Genomic DNA, 13,248 nt, shown 5'->3' on the forward strand with positions numbered 1-13,248 from the left:
GTCAGCGGCAGCTGTCGGCGGTACCCATCATCTTAAATACTCAGGCGCAGGGCGAGGGCGGCCAGGGTGATCAGCAGCACCGGCAGGGTCAGCACAATGCCGACCTTGAAGTAGTAACCCCAGGTGATAGTGATGCCCTTGCGCGCCAGGATATGCAGCCACAGCAATGTGGCGAGGCTGCCGATGGGGGTGATCTTGGGGCCGAGGTCACTGCCGATCACATTGGCGTAGATCATCGCGTCTTTGACCACGCCCACGGCATGGCTGGACTCGATGGACAGCGCGCCGATCAATACGGTCGGCAGGTTGTTCATCGCCGAGGACAGCAACGCGGTCAGCACACCGGTGCCCATGGCCGCGCCCCAGACGCCGTAAGTGGCAAAGGTGTCCAGCCAGGTCGCGAGGTAGGTGGTGAGGCCGGCGTTACGCAGGCCATAGACCACCAGGTACATCCCCAAGGAAAACACCACGATCTGCCACGGCGCTTCCTTCAGCACTTTGCGCGTGGAAATCTTGTGGCCCTTGGCGGCGATCACCAGCAGCAGGACGGCGCACACCGCGGAAATCGCACTGATGGGAATGCCCAGCGGCTCCAGGGCAAAGCAGCCGACCAACAGGATGCCCAGCACCCACCAGCCGGCACGGAACGTGGCGCGGTCGTGGATGGCGCTGGCGGGGTCAGCCAGGTCGGCGGGGTCGTAGGCCTGCGGGATATCGCGACGGAAGAACCACAGCAGCACCGCCAGGGTGGCGGCAACACTCACGAAGTTGACCGGCACCATCACGGCGGCGTATTCGTTGAAGCCGATCTTGAAGTAGTCCGCCGAGACGATGTTCACAAGGTTCGACACCACCAGCGGCAGGCTCGCCGTGTCGGCGATAAAGCCTGCGCCCATCACGAACGCCAGGGTCGCCGCTGGAGAAAAGCGCAGCGCCAGCAGCATCGACATGACGATGGGGGTCAGGATCAACGCCGCGCCATCATTGGCGAACAGCGCCGACACCAGTGCCCCGAGCAGCACCATGTAGGCGAACAGCCGACGCCCCCGCCCGCGGCCCCAACGCGCCACATGCAGGGCGGTCCAGGCAAAGAAACCGGCTTCGTCCAGCAGCAGACTGATGATGATCAGCGCGACAAAGGTGCCGGTGGCGTTCCAGATGATGTGCCACACCGCCGGGATATCCGCCAGGCTGATCACGCCGCAGGCCAAGGCCAGGATCGCGCCGAGGGTGGCACTCCAGCCGACGCCCAGCCCCTTGGGCTGCCAGATGACCAGGATGATGGTGACGATAAAAATCGCGATTGCGACAAGCATGTATAAACGCTCCGATGGCTCAGCAGGTGCTGGCCCGTTGTGGTCGGTTGCCCATTGCATCCAGACGCAGTGCGTCGTGTTGCAACCATGGCTGGTTGGCTTGCAGGGTAGTGTCCGGCATGTGTGTACCCACTCAGGCAGTGCCGGGTTGATGCAGTAGCAGCTCCATTGCGCAGTTGCGCCGGATGGCGGGAAATCTTCGGCTGGCCGTCGCCCAGAGCATGGATCAATTTGCCTAGGCAAAGTTCGTCTTCGTACAGGATCTACGGTGTGATTCGGTGCGGGAGGCATCTGCCAGGCGCTTGAACAGGGTGAGCGGCGAGAATGTTCATCGGTTTCGGTTAAATGCTGTTTCGATTGATAGGGATCAATAATCCGCGAATCGACACACAAGTGTTTGAAATTAAAATGAAACATGCATGTCCTAAAGTGCCTGCCCATTGCCGACGAAGGAAGACCCGCGTGACCCGAGCCACTCGTAACCTGCGCAAGACCCTGGATTGCGTCGCGGAAAATAACGAAACCGCAGCGTTCGACTTGATGCGTGCCGTGGAAAAACTCTCTGATGAAGTGCTGCGTCAACGCCTGCTCAATACCATCCACCGGCTCAACCAGGACGCCCACGAACTGCGAGAAGCGCGTGATTCGGTGGGGCAGGTGTCGGTAAAGCTCGCCTGAGCAAGATCGTTCAAGACAACCTTTTTTCGCCCTGGCATGCTTGTCGACTGTCTGTCGATGAGCCGTTTCCATGTCTGCTGCCTTGCCTCATTACGCCTTCGCTCGCGGCGCCATTGCCGTCATTCCGTTATCCCTGGCCTGTGCGCCCTGGGGGCTGCTTGCCGGCTCCATGGCCATCGATGCGCAATTTACCCCGCTGCAGGCCCAAGGCTTGTCCGCCATTGTGTTTGCAGGTGCGGCGCAGTTGGTTGCCATCGGCATGGTCAAGGGCGGCGCCAGCCTGATTTCCATCGTGCTGACCACCTTGCTGCTGACCTCCCAGCATCTGCTCTACGGCATGCACCTGCGCCCGGTGCTTTCGCCGCTCACGGCGCGCTGGCGCATGAGCCTGGGGTTTCTGCTCACCGACGAGTTCTTCGCGCTGGTCAGCCACTATGACCGTCAGACCTTCAACCGCTGGTATGCGTTGGGCGTAGGCCTGACGTTTTATATCATCTGGAACCTGTTCACCCTCGCCGGCATTGTGCTGGGTAAAAGTATTCCGGGCCTTGATCAACTGGGCCTGGAGTTTTCGATTGCCGCGACCTTTATCGCCTTGATCACGCCAGTGGTGCGCGATGCGCCGACGGTGGTTTGCGTGGCGGTGGCCTTGCTGTGTTCGGTGTGGCTGAGTTATTTGCACTGGGAGTCGGCGGTGGTGGTGTCCGGCGTGCTGGGCATGAGCGCGGGGTTTGCCTGCAAACGACTGGGAGTAGGGCAACCATGATTTACCTGATGATCGTGGGCATGGGCCTGGTGGTGTTTTTCAACCGTTACCTGTTTATCGAACCGCGCCTGCCGGTGCGCCTTAACCGTGGCGCGCGGGAGTTTCTGGGATTTGCGGTGCCGGGCATGCTCACGGCGATTTGCGGGCCGATCATTTATTTACCCGATCACCAGCTCAACCTGAGCCCGGCCAATCCGTATTTACTGGCCGGTATCTGCGCGATAGGCCTGATGTACTGGACGCGCAATGTGTTGATGACCGTGCTGCTGAGCATGGCGTTGTTCTATCTGTTTCGCTGGTGGGTCTGACGCGCAGGCGTAAAAAAGCCCGCGGGAGGGCGGGCGGAAGGAAGACTTCTAAAAATGAGCCTGACCACTATAAGCGCGCGAGTTTCCCTTCACAGTGAAACTAAATTCATGCGGCTGGCGGTAAAACGGCCCCGTTGGGACCGCCGTGTCGCGTCAGTTTTTGGCGTTGAGCTTGCGCAGTTCTTCGTAGGTAGCCGACTGCACAAACCAGAAGCCGGACACGATGCACCAGGTCAGCGTGCCACCGACCAGCACCGCCAGGCCCGACAGAAAACTTGCGCTGAACATCGATACCAGCCCGATGAGCCATACGAAGGCCAGTGCAATGTAGAGAACATAGTTATTGACGCTGATGACGAAATCTTTCATGACGCTTCCTTGTAGAGAGTATCCCGTGGCCTCCTCAGTGAGGCCAGCGGCGGCATCATAATGCCATGGTCATGGCGGACGCCAGCTTGGGCGTTAAGGCGTATGGCGTCGTGTGAGGTGGCGGCGAGTGGTACAGTCGCGTTTTTTTCAAGGAAACGATGGCATGCGAAAGGTGGTCATGGGCGCATTGGTACTGGCAGCACTGGCCGGTTGCGCGGGTTCGAAAATGCAAGAAGCGCGTACCGGCAGCCCTTACAAGACCCTGGCGTCGGACAAGGCAGCCCTGGTGGTCGCCGAATGCATCCAGTTCGGTTGGCAGGATGAAAGCGTGTTTGGCGTTGACGCCGGCGGCTTCAAGGAGCCGATCGGCGCGGGCGGTTTCACCGTTTACACAACGGCCGGCGACTATTTTGTGGACGTGCAAAGCGCGGGCGGCGGTTCCAGCGTCAAGTACTACGCCGCCGACGACAACATGCCTGCCAAGCGTCGTTTGGCTGCACTGGCGACTTGTCTGTAATCCGTTGCCTTAGTCATATTCGGAAACGCCCGGCGGGACAGCCGTCGGACATTCGCTTATTATTCACGTCGCTCGCCCGAGGTAATGGCTCTTTACCAGTACACGGATGTCGAGGCCAGTGCCTCGGGCGAGCATCCTTTCCTTTACCGTGGCATAAACCCCAAGTGCCAGCGTCGAGGGATCTTCAGTGTCAATAACCCCAGCAGCCCCGCCAATACGCCGCTGACCAGCAACGCCTTCAGGCCCATCTGCTGCTCCAGCAGCGCACCGATCACCGCGCCGACAAACATGCCGCCCCACGGGATCAACTGCACTCGCCAACCATTGCGGCGCTCCCCCAGCATCCAGCGGCCCAGGCCACGACCGAAGCGTGACAGCGCCCCGGTGACGTAGGTCAGCCCCACCGGTAAACCATTCACCTCTTCCACCGCCGCATTGAGCATGCCCATCGCCGTGATCGCCGCCAGCAATGCCGGCAAGGCATCCTCGAACGGCCACAACGCGCCCGCGCACAACAGCATGGCAATGCACAGCAGCAAGGGCAGCGCATGTCGCCGTCCGTAGCGGCTGACCACCACGCCCAACGCATTGCCGACAACGAAGGTGGCAACCAGCAGCAGCAGGCGCCCTGTCAAACCGAGATCACCGGCACTGATCGCCACCGCCAGGCGCGTGGTGTTACCGCTCATGAACGACACGAAGTCACCGCTGGCCATGAAGCCAATGGCGTCGGTCATGCCCGCCAGCACCGAAAGGCTGGCCACCAGCATCAGGCCGATCCTACCGCGCCAGCGCTGTTGATGAGCAAGCGCGGCGTTGGCAAACGGCTTGTGAGACGAAGGCAGCATGGGGCCGGGCTCCTCAATGAGATTATCCGGCCACTACGGTAGGACGCTTTGCTGACGTGCGCAATGATCTCAGACAGCTTTCAGCTGCACGACCTAACGGTCCTTGGCGAGCTGTTCAAGGAACATGGCCAGGGCGACTTCCTCGGCCTTGAGCCCCTTGCGCATGCGCGGCTTGGGCAGTTTCGACAACTCGCCCAGGCTGAAATGCTCCAGCACGGCGGGGTGGATATAACACTTGCGGCACACCGCCGGCGTATTGCCCAGTTGCCTGGCGACGTCCTTGACCATCGCTACCACGTGTCGCTTGGCATCGGACTCTGGCTGCCATTGCAGTTCGCGCAGCACCGCCAGCGCCATGGCGGTGCCGGCCCAGGTGCGGTAATCCTTGGCGGTGAAGTCGGCGCCGGTCAGGCTGTGCAGGTAGGCATTCACATCCTGGGAGCTGACGGTGTGACGCTCCCCGTCCTCATCCAGGTACTGGAACAGGTTCTGCCCCGGTAATTCCATGCAGCGCCTGACCACCGTGGCCAGGCGCCGATCCTTGACGCTGACCTGATGCTCCACGCCGCTTTTGCCCCGGAACTGAAACTTGATTTCACTGCCCTTGATGCCTACATGGCGGTTGCGCAGGGTGGTCAATCCGTAGGATTTATTGTCGCGGGCATACTGGGTATTGCCGACGCGGATCAAGGTGGCATCCAACAGCATCACCACGGTGGCCAGGACTTTCTCGCGGGTAAAACCGGGTTCCGCCAGTTGCGCTTCCAATTGCTTGCGCAATGTGGGAAGCGCCTTGCCGAACGCTTGCAGGCGCGCGTATTTATCGCTGTCGCGCACTTCACGCCAGCGCGCGTGATAACGGTACTGCTTGCGGCCACGGGCATCGCGTCCGGTGGCCTGCAGATGGCCGCGCGGATCGGCGCAGATCCACACGTCAGTGTAGGCGGGTGGCACGGCCAGGGCATTGAGACGCTTGATCTCGTCAGCGTCGGTGATGCGCTCGCCATTGGCATCGACATACTGGAATTTGCCGCGCACTTTCTTGCGGCGGATGCCGGGTTGGGTGTCGTCAACGTAATGCAAATCGCGGGGTAGGTCGGCGGGCAGCGCAGAGTCAGGCATGGGCGGTTTCCTTGGCAACACATCAGGCCGGTATGTCTGATTGACCGCAGCCCTGTGTGGTCGTGCCAAATAGTTACGCCAGCACCGCGACTGCCTTGATTTGCGCCCATAGCACTTGGCCGGGATGCAGTTGCAACTGATCGCGGGAGAAGCGCGTGATACGCGCCAGCAACGGTGTGCCATCGGCGTCCAGGCGCACCAGCACGTGGGCGCTGTTGTCGGCGGGAATTTCCTCGGTCACCGTCACCGGCAGGCGGTTGAGGATACTGCTGTGTTCTTCGGCTTGCAGGTTCAGGCTCACGTCACGCGCCTGCACCTTGACCCGCAATGCTTTACCCACGGCCAGCGGCGCATGAGCCACGCGCATCGGCAGTGCACTGCCCGGCAGTTGCAGCGTCAGCAACTGATAGTGCGCGTCGTAGGCACTGACGGTGCCGTTGATGACCACACCGGCGTCGTCGCCGCGTGCCAGCGGCAGGTCGAGCCGCGCCAGGGTTTCGCCGATGGGGCCGCTGGCCAGGGCCTTGCCGGCGCTCAGCAGCACGATATGGTCGGCCAGGCGCGCCACTTCATCCTGGGCATGGCTGACGTACAGCACGGGGATATCCAGTTCGTCGTGCAGGCGCTCCAGATACGGCAGGATCTCGCCCTTGCGCTGGCTGTCGAGGGCCGCCAGTGGCTCATCCATCAACAGCAATCGAGGGCTGGTGAGCAAGGCGCGGGCGATACCGATGCGCTGGCGTTCGCCGCCGGAGAGGTGCAGCGGGTTGCGCTCGAGCAGGTGGCCGATGCCCAGTAATTCGGTAGCCTGAGCCGTGTCCACGCGACGTTGCTGGCGGGGGATGCGCTTGAGGCCGAATTCCAGGTTGGCGCGCACCGACAAATGCGCGAACAGGCTGGCCTCCTGGAACACATAGCCCAACGCGCGTTTATGCGGCGGCACGAACAACCCACTGCGGCTGTCCTGCCAGACTTCATCGTTGACCTGGACAAACCCATCGTGCGCACGCTCAAGCCCGGCGATGCAGCGCAGGCAGGTGGTTTTGCCGGAGCCGGATTGCCCGTACAGCGCCGTCACGCCGCGCCCAGGCAGATGCAGGTCCACCTCCAGGGCAAAGTCCGAGTACTTGAGTTGCAGGCGTACATCAATCATCGACATCAGCTCCAGCCCATCCGGGTTTTACGGCTGGAGTACAGTGCCAGCAACACGAGGAACGCGAAGACCACCATGGACCCGGCCAACCAATGAGCCTGGGCATATTCCATCGCTTCGACGTGATCGTAGATCTGCACCGAGACCACGCGGGTCTTGTCCGGGATATTGCCGCCGATCATCAGGACCACGCCGAATTCACCCACCGTATGGGCAAACCCGAGGATCGCCGCGGTGATGAATCCCGGGCGCGCCAGCGGCAGCGTCACGCTGAAGAAGGTGTCCCAGGGATTGGCGCGCAGGGTCGCGGCCACTTCCAGCGCACGCGTGCCGATCGCGGAGAAAGCGTTTTGCAACGGCTGCACCACAAATGGCATGGAGTAGATCACCGAGCCGATCACCAGCCCGGTAAAACTGAAAGTGAGAGTGCCCAGGCCCAGCCATTGCGTGAACTGGCCGACGTAACCGTTGGGCCCCATGGTCAACAGCAGATAGAAACCGATCACCGTGGGTGGCAGCACCAACGGCAGGGCGACGATTGCGCCGATGGGACCACGCCACCACGAGCGGGTGCGCGACAGCCACAGGGCAATCGGAGTGCCGATGACCAGCAGGATCAGGGTGGTCAGTGACGCCAGTTTGATGGTCAACCAGATGGCGGAAAAATCGGCACTCGATAGCGGCATTTAGAGCTCGTAACCGTAGGACTTGATGACGGCAGCGGCTTTGGGGCCTTTCAGGTACTCAACCAACGCCTTGGCAGCGGCGCTGTCTTTGCCCTTGTTGAGGATCACCGCGTCCTGTTTGATCGGGTCATGCAGTGAGGCGGGGACGATCCACGCCGAACCTTGGGAGACTTTGCCGTCTTTATAGATCTGCGACAAGGCCACGAAACCCAGCTCGGCATTACCGGTGGACACGAATTGAAAGGCCTGGGTGATGTTCTGGCCTTCAACCAGCTTGGCCTTGACCTGCTCGGTCAGGCCCTCTTTGGCCAGCACTTGAGTGGCGGCCAGGCCGTAGGGGGCGGCTTTCGGGTTGGCGATGGACAGGTGCTGGAAGGCGTTTTTCTTCAACACGTCGCCCTTGGCGTCCACATAGCCTTCTTTGGCCGACCACAGCGCCAACGTGCCCAGGGCATAGGTGAAGCGCGAGCCTTTGACGGTGTCGCCTTCGTTTTCGAGTTTTTGTGGGGTGGTGTCGTCGGCGCTGAGGAACACCTCGAATGGCGCGCCGTTCTTGATCTGCGTGTAGAACTGCCCGGTAGCACCGTAGGACGCGACCAGCGTATGGCCGGTGTCTTTTTGAAAGTCGGCGGCAATTGCCTGGATCGGCGCGGTGAAGTTGGCGGCGACAGCCACCTGGACTTCATCGGCGTTGGCCGAGCCGACCGCGAACGCGGCGACCAGCACGGCCAGGCGTGAGGCGTGAATCATCATGGAGCAGCTCCTTGGGATGTACGGCAGGTGGGTAGAAGGGCTAACCGCTATGTACGCAAATATATAGCGGTTGGCCATTGCCGGTACAGCACAACGTTGCCGCAGGTGGCTGGGTTACTTGAGTCTGGCCAGGGCTTGTGCCGCCAGCTCGCGGGTCAGCTCATAGGTGGTCATGTCCTTGCCCAGGCGCAGTGCCTGGCCCGACCAGAGGTTGCTGAAGCCAGCTTCATCCTTGGCCTTGAGCGGCATTAACGCGCCACCGGCCGTGGGAAAGGCAGGCGCCGCCGGGTTGATCGCGCCCAATTCGCGCATCACCCGATTGACGATGCCGCGCGCGGGACGGCCGGTGAACAGGTTGGTCAGTGCCGTTTCGCTGGCCTGGGCGTGGCGCAATGCGTAGTGATGGGCGGCGGTCACATTCGCTTCGGGGGTGAACAGGTACGCGGTGCCGATCTGTACGGCCGAGGCGCCGAGGGCGAGGGCCGCGACAATGCCGCGTGCATCGCCGATGCGCCGGCGGCAATCACCGGCACGTTCACGGCGTCGACGATCTGCGGCAATAGCGCGAACAGGCCGATCTGGGTATTGATATCGTCACTGAGAAACAAGCCACGATGCCCGCCGGCTTCAATGCCCATGGCGATAATCGCATCGCAGCCATGACGTTCCAGCCAGATCGCCTCTTCCACGGTGGTGGCGGAGGACAACACCTTGGCGCCTGTGGCTTTTACCCGCTCCAGCAGGGATTTTTCCGGCAAGCCAAAGTGAAAACTGACGACCTGCGGGCGAAACGCTTCAACGACCTGGCAGGCGGCATCGTTGAATGGCGCACGGTTGGACACCTGCGTCGGCGCTTCAAAATCGGCACCCAATTCACGGTAGTAGGGCTCCAGCAGCGCTTTCCAGCGCAGGTCCCGCGCTTCGTCAGGCGCGGGCGGCTGATGGCAGAAAAAATTGACGTTGATCGGCCGATCGCTGGCCTGGCGGATACTGGCCAGCGCGTCGCGCAACTGTTCAATGCTCAGCGCGGCGGCTGGCATCGAGCCCAGCGCGCCCGCCTGGTTGGCGGCGATCACCATGGCCGGGGTGGTGCCGACGGCCATGGGCGCCTGGATAATGGGCACCTCTATGCCCAACAGGTCGAGAATGCGCGTATCTGGCCAGGTGCTCATGGGATGCGTCTCCAGTGTCAGTCGGTCTTTTCGCTGTTTTAGCAGGGCATCCGTTGCCCGGCCAGTCTGTTTTATTCACTGGACGACGCTGGCTTTTCGTGCGGTTCAGTCGCCGCGTTCGCGGTCGAGCAATTGGCGCTTGCGCTCCACCCCCCAGCGGTAACCCGACAGGTCGCCGTTGCTGCGCACCACGCGATGACAAGGGATTGCCACTGCCAAGCGGTTGGCGCCGCAGGCTTGGGCCACCGCGCGAAACGACTGGGGCGCGCCGATCTGCTCGGCGATCCGCGCATAGCTGGCCGTGCTGCCTACCGGAATTTCGCGCAAGGCTTGCCAAACCCGTTCCTGGAACGCGGTGCCGCGCACATCCAGCGGCAGGTCCAGGCCCAGGGCGGGGGCTTCGATAAACCCCACCACTTGTGCGATCAACTGTTCGAAACGACGGTCGGCGCCGATCAGGTCGGCCTTGGGGAATTGATCCTGCAGATCCCGCACCAGCGTGTCCGGGTCATCGCCCAGCAGGATCGCACACACGCCACGCGTGCTCTGCGCCACCAGAATCGCCCCCAGGGAGCATTGGCCGACCGCAAACAGGATTTCGTTGTGGCTGCCGCCAGCTTTGTAATCGCTGGGTTTCATGCCGAGCAATTGATCGGCTGACGCATAAAAGCGACTGTTGGAATTAAAACCGGCGTCATACAGCGCGTCCGTCACCCGGTGCTGGCCTTTGAGCCCATCGCGCAACTTACGCGAGCGATGGGCACTGGCGTAGGCTTTGGGAGTCAGGCCGGTGACGGACTTGAACACGCGATGGAAGTGAAACGGGCTCAGGCCCGCTCGTGCGGCAAGGGTATCGAGGCTGGGCGGGGTGTCGGCTTGCTCGATATGGCGGCAGGCGTCGGCCACCCGTTGCGCATGCTGTGCCGCCCGTTGGGTCTGATCGCCGACGGCACGCTTACTGGGCCGATACCCCGCCGCTTCGGCTTGCGCCGGTGTATCGAAGAACTCGACATTTTCCGGGCGCGGCAAGCGCGACACGCTGCTGGGGCGGCAATACACACCAGTGGTTTTCACGCCATAGACGAACAACGAGTCGGCCTTGGGGTCGCGGGACAGGATCGCCGCCCAGCGCGGGTCTTGTTCGGTAGTCATAATCGGCACTCTTGACGGACTCTCGGCAGATTAGCCGTGCCGTGACTACCTGACACCCCGAAGCTTGCGCTCAAATCAGCCGGCGGTGCGCAGGGTGAGGTTGATGCGTTGCGCGCCCATGATGGGGTGCACGCCGTCCTTGATGGGCATCACGCCGTGAAAGCGCAGGCGATCAACCCCGCCCCAGATCACGACGTCGCCATGAAACAACGAGATCTTTTTCGGCTTTTCGCTGCGCTCGTGGCCGCCAAACAGAAATATCGCCGGCAGCCCCAGAGACACCGACACCACGGGCGCGCGGTAGTCACGTTCGTTCTTGTCTTGGTGCAGAGACATTTTTGCGCCGGGTACATAGCGGTTGATCAGGCAGGCATCCGGGGCAAAGTCGCTGAACCCGGCCTCGGCTGCCGCCAGCACCGCCAGTTCTCGCACCGCGTCGGGCAGAGCCGGCCAGGGTTGCTGGCTATGCGGGTCCAGCGGGCTGTAGCGGTAGCCGCGGGCATCGGTAGTCCAGCCCAGTTCGCCACAACTGCTCAACGCCGCGGACATGGTAAACCCGCCCGGGGTGACCATATGCCGAAACGGGGATTGTGCCAGTACGCGGCGTAGTTCGGGCAGAAGCCTTTCAATCCAGGGCAGGGCGTAGCCCTTTAGCACGTAGGACTGTTCGCCAATTTGCTCGCGCCCGGCGGGTTGTTGCAGGGCGTCGTCGGCGAACAGGTCGGCAGTAGGGCCGGGCATGGCTTACAGCGCCTTGCTCACGTTGATGTCAGTGATTTCATCGCTGGCATCATGGATTTTCGCCAAGGCTTGCTTGGCTTCTTCCACGCTATTGCTCGTCAGTTGTGCGAACTCAAAGCGGCGTTCGCCGTTGAGCTTGTACTTGATGACGTATTTGGTAGTAGGAGTCACGGCTATTTCCTGTGGTGCGTTCTGATCAGCTCAGCTTGGTGCTGGTACGACGAACAATACGAATCTTGTGGGATAACGCGGGCTTGCGGGTGACGCTGATCGCCCGACGCGTGACCACGTCCAGGGTGATGTTCCAGAACCCGGTGCTCGGTGCGGTGATTTTAGCGGGGAATTTGTCGAATGCGCCGCCGTGGTAGGTGTGGCGGCCGCCATTTTTGAAACTGCGGAAATTCGCATCGCTCATCAGACGGATGTTACAAGTCTGCGAGCATTCGATAACGACAATATCTCCCTCGTTGAGGTGCTCGCGCTGGTGGATGAATTTCATGAGGGGTGTCTCCAGAAGGGCTTTTTCTGAAAAATCAGAACGATACGTAGGTTAAGATAGAGTTTATCAGCCCTAGCGCGTTTATTATCGGCTCGTCTTCAACGGCGTCGACAATTTAAAACAGTTATTTACCGAGTTATCAGGGATAAATCCTACGTGGGCGGGAGAAAATTACCATCCCCGCTGTCGTAGCGTCTTTATCGGAGGTTTTTGTATGAAGTGGAGTGTGTTGGTTCTGGCCTTGGCGATAGGTGGCTGTGCTTCGGTGGCAGATATCAAGCAGACCCCGCCGACGCTGGCCGTCATTTCCGGGAAAAAGCCCCAGGAATACGCCGCATGTGTGGTACAGAAATTGTCTACGACCCGCCGTCCGCCGCAAATCGAACCGCATAAAGAAGGGGTGCGCGTGATCGTGCCGCAGAAATTCTCCGCCGATCCTTCGGCGATTTTTGAAATCGAAGAACGCTCCAGCGGCAGCAGCATCAAGCTCTATGAAAGCATGTCCAATGTGCCGATCCGTCCAGGTGACGTGAAGAGCGCCGGTGAAGCCTGCATTTCCGGCTGATGCCAGGGTGGAAAAATCAGATATGAAGCGTGAGCACGTCAGAACCCACAATGCCGAGGGGCAACTCTCGGCGACCCATGTGATCCAGAACCCTGCCGACCTGGGCGAGTGGATCGTATTTTTCAAAAAGAGCGGCGGGCGCAGTTTTTTCCTGGTGGACGATCAGGATGAGGTGGAGTCCTTCGCAAGCCTGGATGAACTGACCGAAATCCTTCGGGAGCTGGGGATCAAGTTCGCCGAGATCCACCTGTAGCCTGAGGTTACTTGCAGACCACGACCACACTGCGGGTCTTGTAGTTGCCTACGTCCTGGCCCAGGGTCTTGTCGCTCTCCTTGAGTGACGGTGTGCCCTCGGTGCCGACAATGCGGTAACCGGTACCGGCGCAGGAGGCATCGGCTTTTTCGTAGCAGCTCGCCCAGGAGTTGGCTTCACCCGAGCAATCGATGGTCAAGCCTTGTTCACCGTTTTTCAGGTAGACGTCGGACGTGGTGGTGCAGCCGGCGAGTGCCAGTACCGCAGTCAGTGCCAGAAGTTTGTTCATGTGTGTTCGTCGTCGAGGGGGGTGGGAGGGGTGCTGACACGGTCGTGGCGCATTTTCGGCA

The 13,248-nt window shown here is 61.1% G+C and carries 18 protein-coding genes and 2 pseudogenes; 6 read left to right on the top strand and 14 right to left on the bottom strand.

The genetic code is table 11. From position 1 onward, the window contains the following. Positions 1–32 precede the first annotated feature (32 nt). The gene (locus JWR98_RS14540; RefSeq protein WP_205490392.1) at positions 33–1,316 is read right to left on the bottom strand and encodes an arsenic transporter; all 1,284 of its coding nucleotides are present in this window, start codon (positions 1,314–1,316) and stop codon (positions 33–35) included. 19 nt (positions 1,317–1,335) lie between these two features. Then, positions 1,336–1,626: pseudogene (locus tag JWR98_RS14545) on the bottom strand (metalloregulator ArsR/SmtB family transcription factor). Between the two features lie 152 nt (positions 1,627–1,778). Here JWR98_RS14545 and JWR98_RS14550 point away from each other — a divergent pair. From JWR98_RS14550 to JWR98_RS14560, 3 genes are all read left to right on the top strand, one after another. Beyond that, positions 1,779–1,994, top strand: coding sequence for a hypothetical protein (locus JWR98_RS14550; protein ID WP_003173811.1), 216 nt, complete (start codon positions 1,779–1,781; stop codon positions 1,992–1,994). 70 nt (positions 1,995–2,064) lie between these two features. Continuing rightward, positions 2,065–2,760, top strand: a complete 696-nt coding sequence (locus JWR98_RS14555; RefSeq protein ID WP_205490394.1) for an AzlC family ABC transporter permease — start codon at positions 2,065–2,067, stop codon at positions 2,758–2,760. Then, positions 2,757–3,068, top strand: a complete 312-nt coding sequence (locus tag JWR98_RS14560; protein ID WP_205490396.1) for an AzlD domain-containing protein — start codon at positions 2,757–2,759, stop codon at positions 3,066–3,068. Before JWR98_RS14555 ends, JWR98_RS14560 begins: the two co-directional genes overlap by 4 nt. A gap of 153 nt (positions 3,069–3,221) precedes the next feature. Here the strand turns inward: JWR98_RS14560 and JWR98_RS14565 are convergent, their stop codons facing one another. Further along, complete coding sequence (locus tag JWR98_RS14565) at positions 3,222–3,437, bottom strand: hypothetical protein (RefSeq protein ID WP_042944651.1); 216 nt, start codon at positions 3,435–3,437, stop codon at positions 3,222–3,224. A gap of 163 nt (positions 3,438–3,600) precedes the next feature. On the opposite strand from JWR98_RS14565, the gene JWR98_RS14570 reads away from it, so the two are divergent. Then, positions 3,601–3,954: a hypothetical protein gene (locus JWR98_RS14570; protein ID WP_078733169.1), complete on the top strand. Its 354-nt coding sequence runs from the start codon at positions 3,601–3,603 to the stop codon at positions 3,952–3,954. A 143-nt stretch (positions 3,955–4,097) separates the two neighbouring features. Here JWR98_RS14570 and JWR98_RS14575 read toward each other — a convergent pair whose 3' ends face one another. The 10 genes and pseudogenes from JWR98_RS14575 to JWR98_RS14620 form a co-directional block, all read right to left on the bottom strand. After that, entirely contained in the window at positions 4,098–4,802 is a 705-nt protein-coding gene (locus JWR98_RS14575) for a YoaK family protein (RefSeq protein WP_078733170.1), read from the bottom strand. 93 nt (positions 4,803–4,895) lie between these two features. Beyond that, positions 4,896–5,924 (bottom strand): DNA topoisomerase IB, encoded by a 1,029-nt coding sequence (locus JWR98_RS14580; RefSeq protein ID WP_205490398.1) that lies wholly within the window; start codon positions 5,922–5,924, stop codon positions 4,896–4,898. Between the two features lie 73 nt (positions 5,925–5,997). Continuing rightward, on the bottom strand, positions 5,998–7,083 hold the full coding sequence (gene modC, locus JWR98_RS14585; RefSeq protein WP_425273186.1) for a molybdenum ABC transporter ATP-binding protein: 1,086 nt from the start codon (positions 7,081–7,083) through the stop codon (positions 5,998–6,000). Next, the gene (gene modB / locus JWR98_RS14590) at positions 7,083–7,763 is read right to left on the bottom strand and encodes a molybdate ABC transporter permease subunit (protein WP_078733172.1); all 681 of its coding nucleotides are present in this window, start codon (positions 7,761–7,763) and stop codon (positions 7,083–7,085) included. The genes modC and modB overlap by 1 nt, the downstream gene beginning before the upstream one ends. Further along, positions 7,764–8,516 carry a molybdate ABC transporter substrate-binding protein gene (gene modA / locus JWR98_RS14595; protein WP_078733173.1) on the bottom strand — a complete coding sequence of 251 codons (753 nt, stop codon included), beginning with the start codon at positions 8,514–8,516 and terminating at the stop codon, positions 7,764–7,766. 114 nt (positions 8,517–8,630) lie between these two features. Continuing rightward, positions 8,631–9,688: pseudogene (locus JWR98_RS14600) on the bottom strand (NAD(P)H-dependent flavin oxidoreductase). A gap of 105 nt (positions 9,689–9,793) precedes the next feature. Next, positions 9,794–10,840 carry a bifunctional DNA-binding transcriptional regulator/O6-methylguanine-DNA methyltransferase Ada gene (gene ada / locus JWR98_RS14605; RefSeq protein ID WP_205490402.1) on the bottom strand — a complete coding sequence of 349 codons (1,047 nt, stop codon included), beginning with the start codon at positions 10,838–10,840 and terminating at the stop codon, positions 9,794–9,796. Between the two features lie 75 nt (positions 10,841–10,915). Continuing rightward, complete coding sequence (alkB, locus tag JWR98_RS14610) at positions 10,916–11,581, bottom strand: DNA oxidative demethylase AlkB (RefSeq protein WP_078733176.1); 666 nt, start codon at positions 11,579–11,581, stop codon at positions 10,916–10,918. A 3-nt stretch (positions 11,582–11,584) separates the two neighbouring features. Continuing rightward, entirely contained in the window at positions 11,585–11,752 is a 168-nt protein-coding gene (locus JWR98_RS14615; protein ID WP_176156637.1) for a hypothetical protein, read from the bottom strand. Positions 11,753–11,777: 25 nt separating this feature from the next. Then, complete coding sequence (locus tag JWR98_RS14620) at positions 11,778–12,080, bottom strand: DUF1883 domain-containing protein (protein WP_003173824.1); 303 nt, start codon at positions 12,078–12,080, stop codon at positions 11,778–11,780. A 214-nt stretch (positions 12,081–12,294) separates the two neighbouring features. On the opposite strand from JWR98_RS14620, the gene JWR98_RS14625 reads away from it, so the two are divergent. Both JWR98_RS14625 and JWR98_RS14630 read left to right on the top strand, forming a co-directional pair. Beyond that, positions 12,295–12,645 (top strand): hypothetical protein, encoded by a 351-nt coding sequence (locus JWR98_RS14625; protein WP_003173825.1) that lies wholly within the window; start codon positions 12,295–12,297, stop codon positions 12,643–12,645. Between the two features lie 22 nt (positions 12,646–12,667). Next, entirely contained in the window at positions 12,668–12,898 is a 231-nt protein-coding gene (locus tag JWR98_RS14630; protein ID WP_042944655.1) for a hypothetical protein, read from the top strand. A 7-nt stretch (positions 12,899–12,905) separates the two neighbouring features. On the opposite strand, the gene JWR98_RS14635 is transcribed toward JWR98_RS14630, so the two are convergent. Further along, positions 12,906–13,187: a hypothetical protein gene (locus JWR98_RS14635; protein WP_078733177.1), complete on the bottom strand. Its 282-nt coding sequence runs from the start codon at positions 13,185–13,187 to the stop codon at positions 12,906–12,908. Positions 13,188–13,248 lie beyond the last annotated feature (61 nt).

The organism is Pseudomonas lactucae (assembly GCF_016937615.1).
GTDB lineage: Bacteria > Pseudomonadota > Gammaproteobacteria > Pseudomonadales > Pseudomonadaceae > Aquipseudomonas > Aquipseudomonas lactucae.

Bases quoted from the DNA above. Each gene is read 5' to 3' on its own strand.
- JWR98_RS14540 (WP_205490392.1), bottom strand. From the start codon at position 1,316: ATGCTTGTCGCAATCGCGATTTTTATCGTCACCATCATCCTGGTCATC.
- JWR98_RS14555 (WP_205490394.1), top strand. From the start codon at position 2,065: ATGTCTGCTGCCTTGCCTCATTACGCCTTCGCTCGCGGCGCCATTGCC.
- JWR98_RS14560 (WP_205490396.1), top strand. From the start codon at position 2,757: ATGATTTACCTGATGATCGTGGGCATGGGCCTGGTGGTGTTTTTCAAC.
- JWR98_RS14565 (WP_042944651.1), bottom strand. From the start codon at position 3,437: ATGAAAGATTTCGTCATCAGCGTCAATAACTATGTTCTCTACATTGCA.
- JWR98_RS14570 (WP_078733169.1), top strand. From the start codon at position 3,601: ATGCGAAAGGTGGTCATGGGCGCATTGGTACTGGCAGCACTGGCCGGT.
- JWR98_RS14575 (WP_078733170.1), bottom strand. From the start codon at position 4,802: ATGCTGCCTTCGTCTCACAAGCCGTTTGCCAACGCCGCGCTTGCTCAT.
- JWR98_RS14580 (WP_205490398.1), bottom strand. From the start codon at position 5,924: ATGCCTGACTCTGCGCTGCCCGCCGACCTACCCCGCGATTTGCATTAC.
- modC (WP_425273186.1), bottom strand. From the start codon at position 7,083: ATGTCGATGATTGATGTACGCCTGCAACTCAAGTACTCGGACTTTGCC.
- modB (WP_078733172.1), bottom strand. From the start codon at position 7,763: ATGCCGCTATCGAGTGCCGATTTTTCCGCCATCTGGTTGACCATCAAA.
- modA (WP_078733173.1), bottom strand. From the start codon at position 8,516: ATGATGATTCACGCCTCACGCCTGGCCGTGCTGGTCGCCGCGTTCGCG.
- ada (WP_205490402.1), bottom strand. From the start codon at position 10,840: ATGACTACCGAACAAGACCCGCGCTGGGCGGCGATCCTGTCCCGCGAC.
- alkB (WP_078733176.1), bottom strand. From the start codon at position 11,581: ATGCCCGGCCCTACTGCCGACCTGTTCGCCGACGACGCCCTGCAACAA.
- JWR98_RS14620 (WP_003173824.1), bottom strand. From the start codon at position 12,080: ATGAAATTCATCCACCAGCGCGAGCACCTCAACGAGGGAGATATTGTC.
- JWR98_RS14625 (WP_003173825.1), top strand. From the start codon at position 12,295: ATGAAGTGGAGTGTGTTGGTTCTGGCCTTGGCGATAGGTGGCTGTGCT.
- JWR98_RS14630 (WP_042944655.1), top strand. From the start codon at position 12,668: ATGAAGCGTGAGCACGTCAGAACCCACAATGCCGAGGGGCAACTCTCG.
- JWR98_RS14635 (WP_078733177.1), bottom strand. From the start codon at position 13,187: ATGAACAAACTTCTGGCACTGACTGCGGTACTGGCACTCGCCGGCTGC.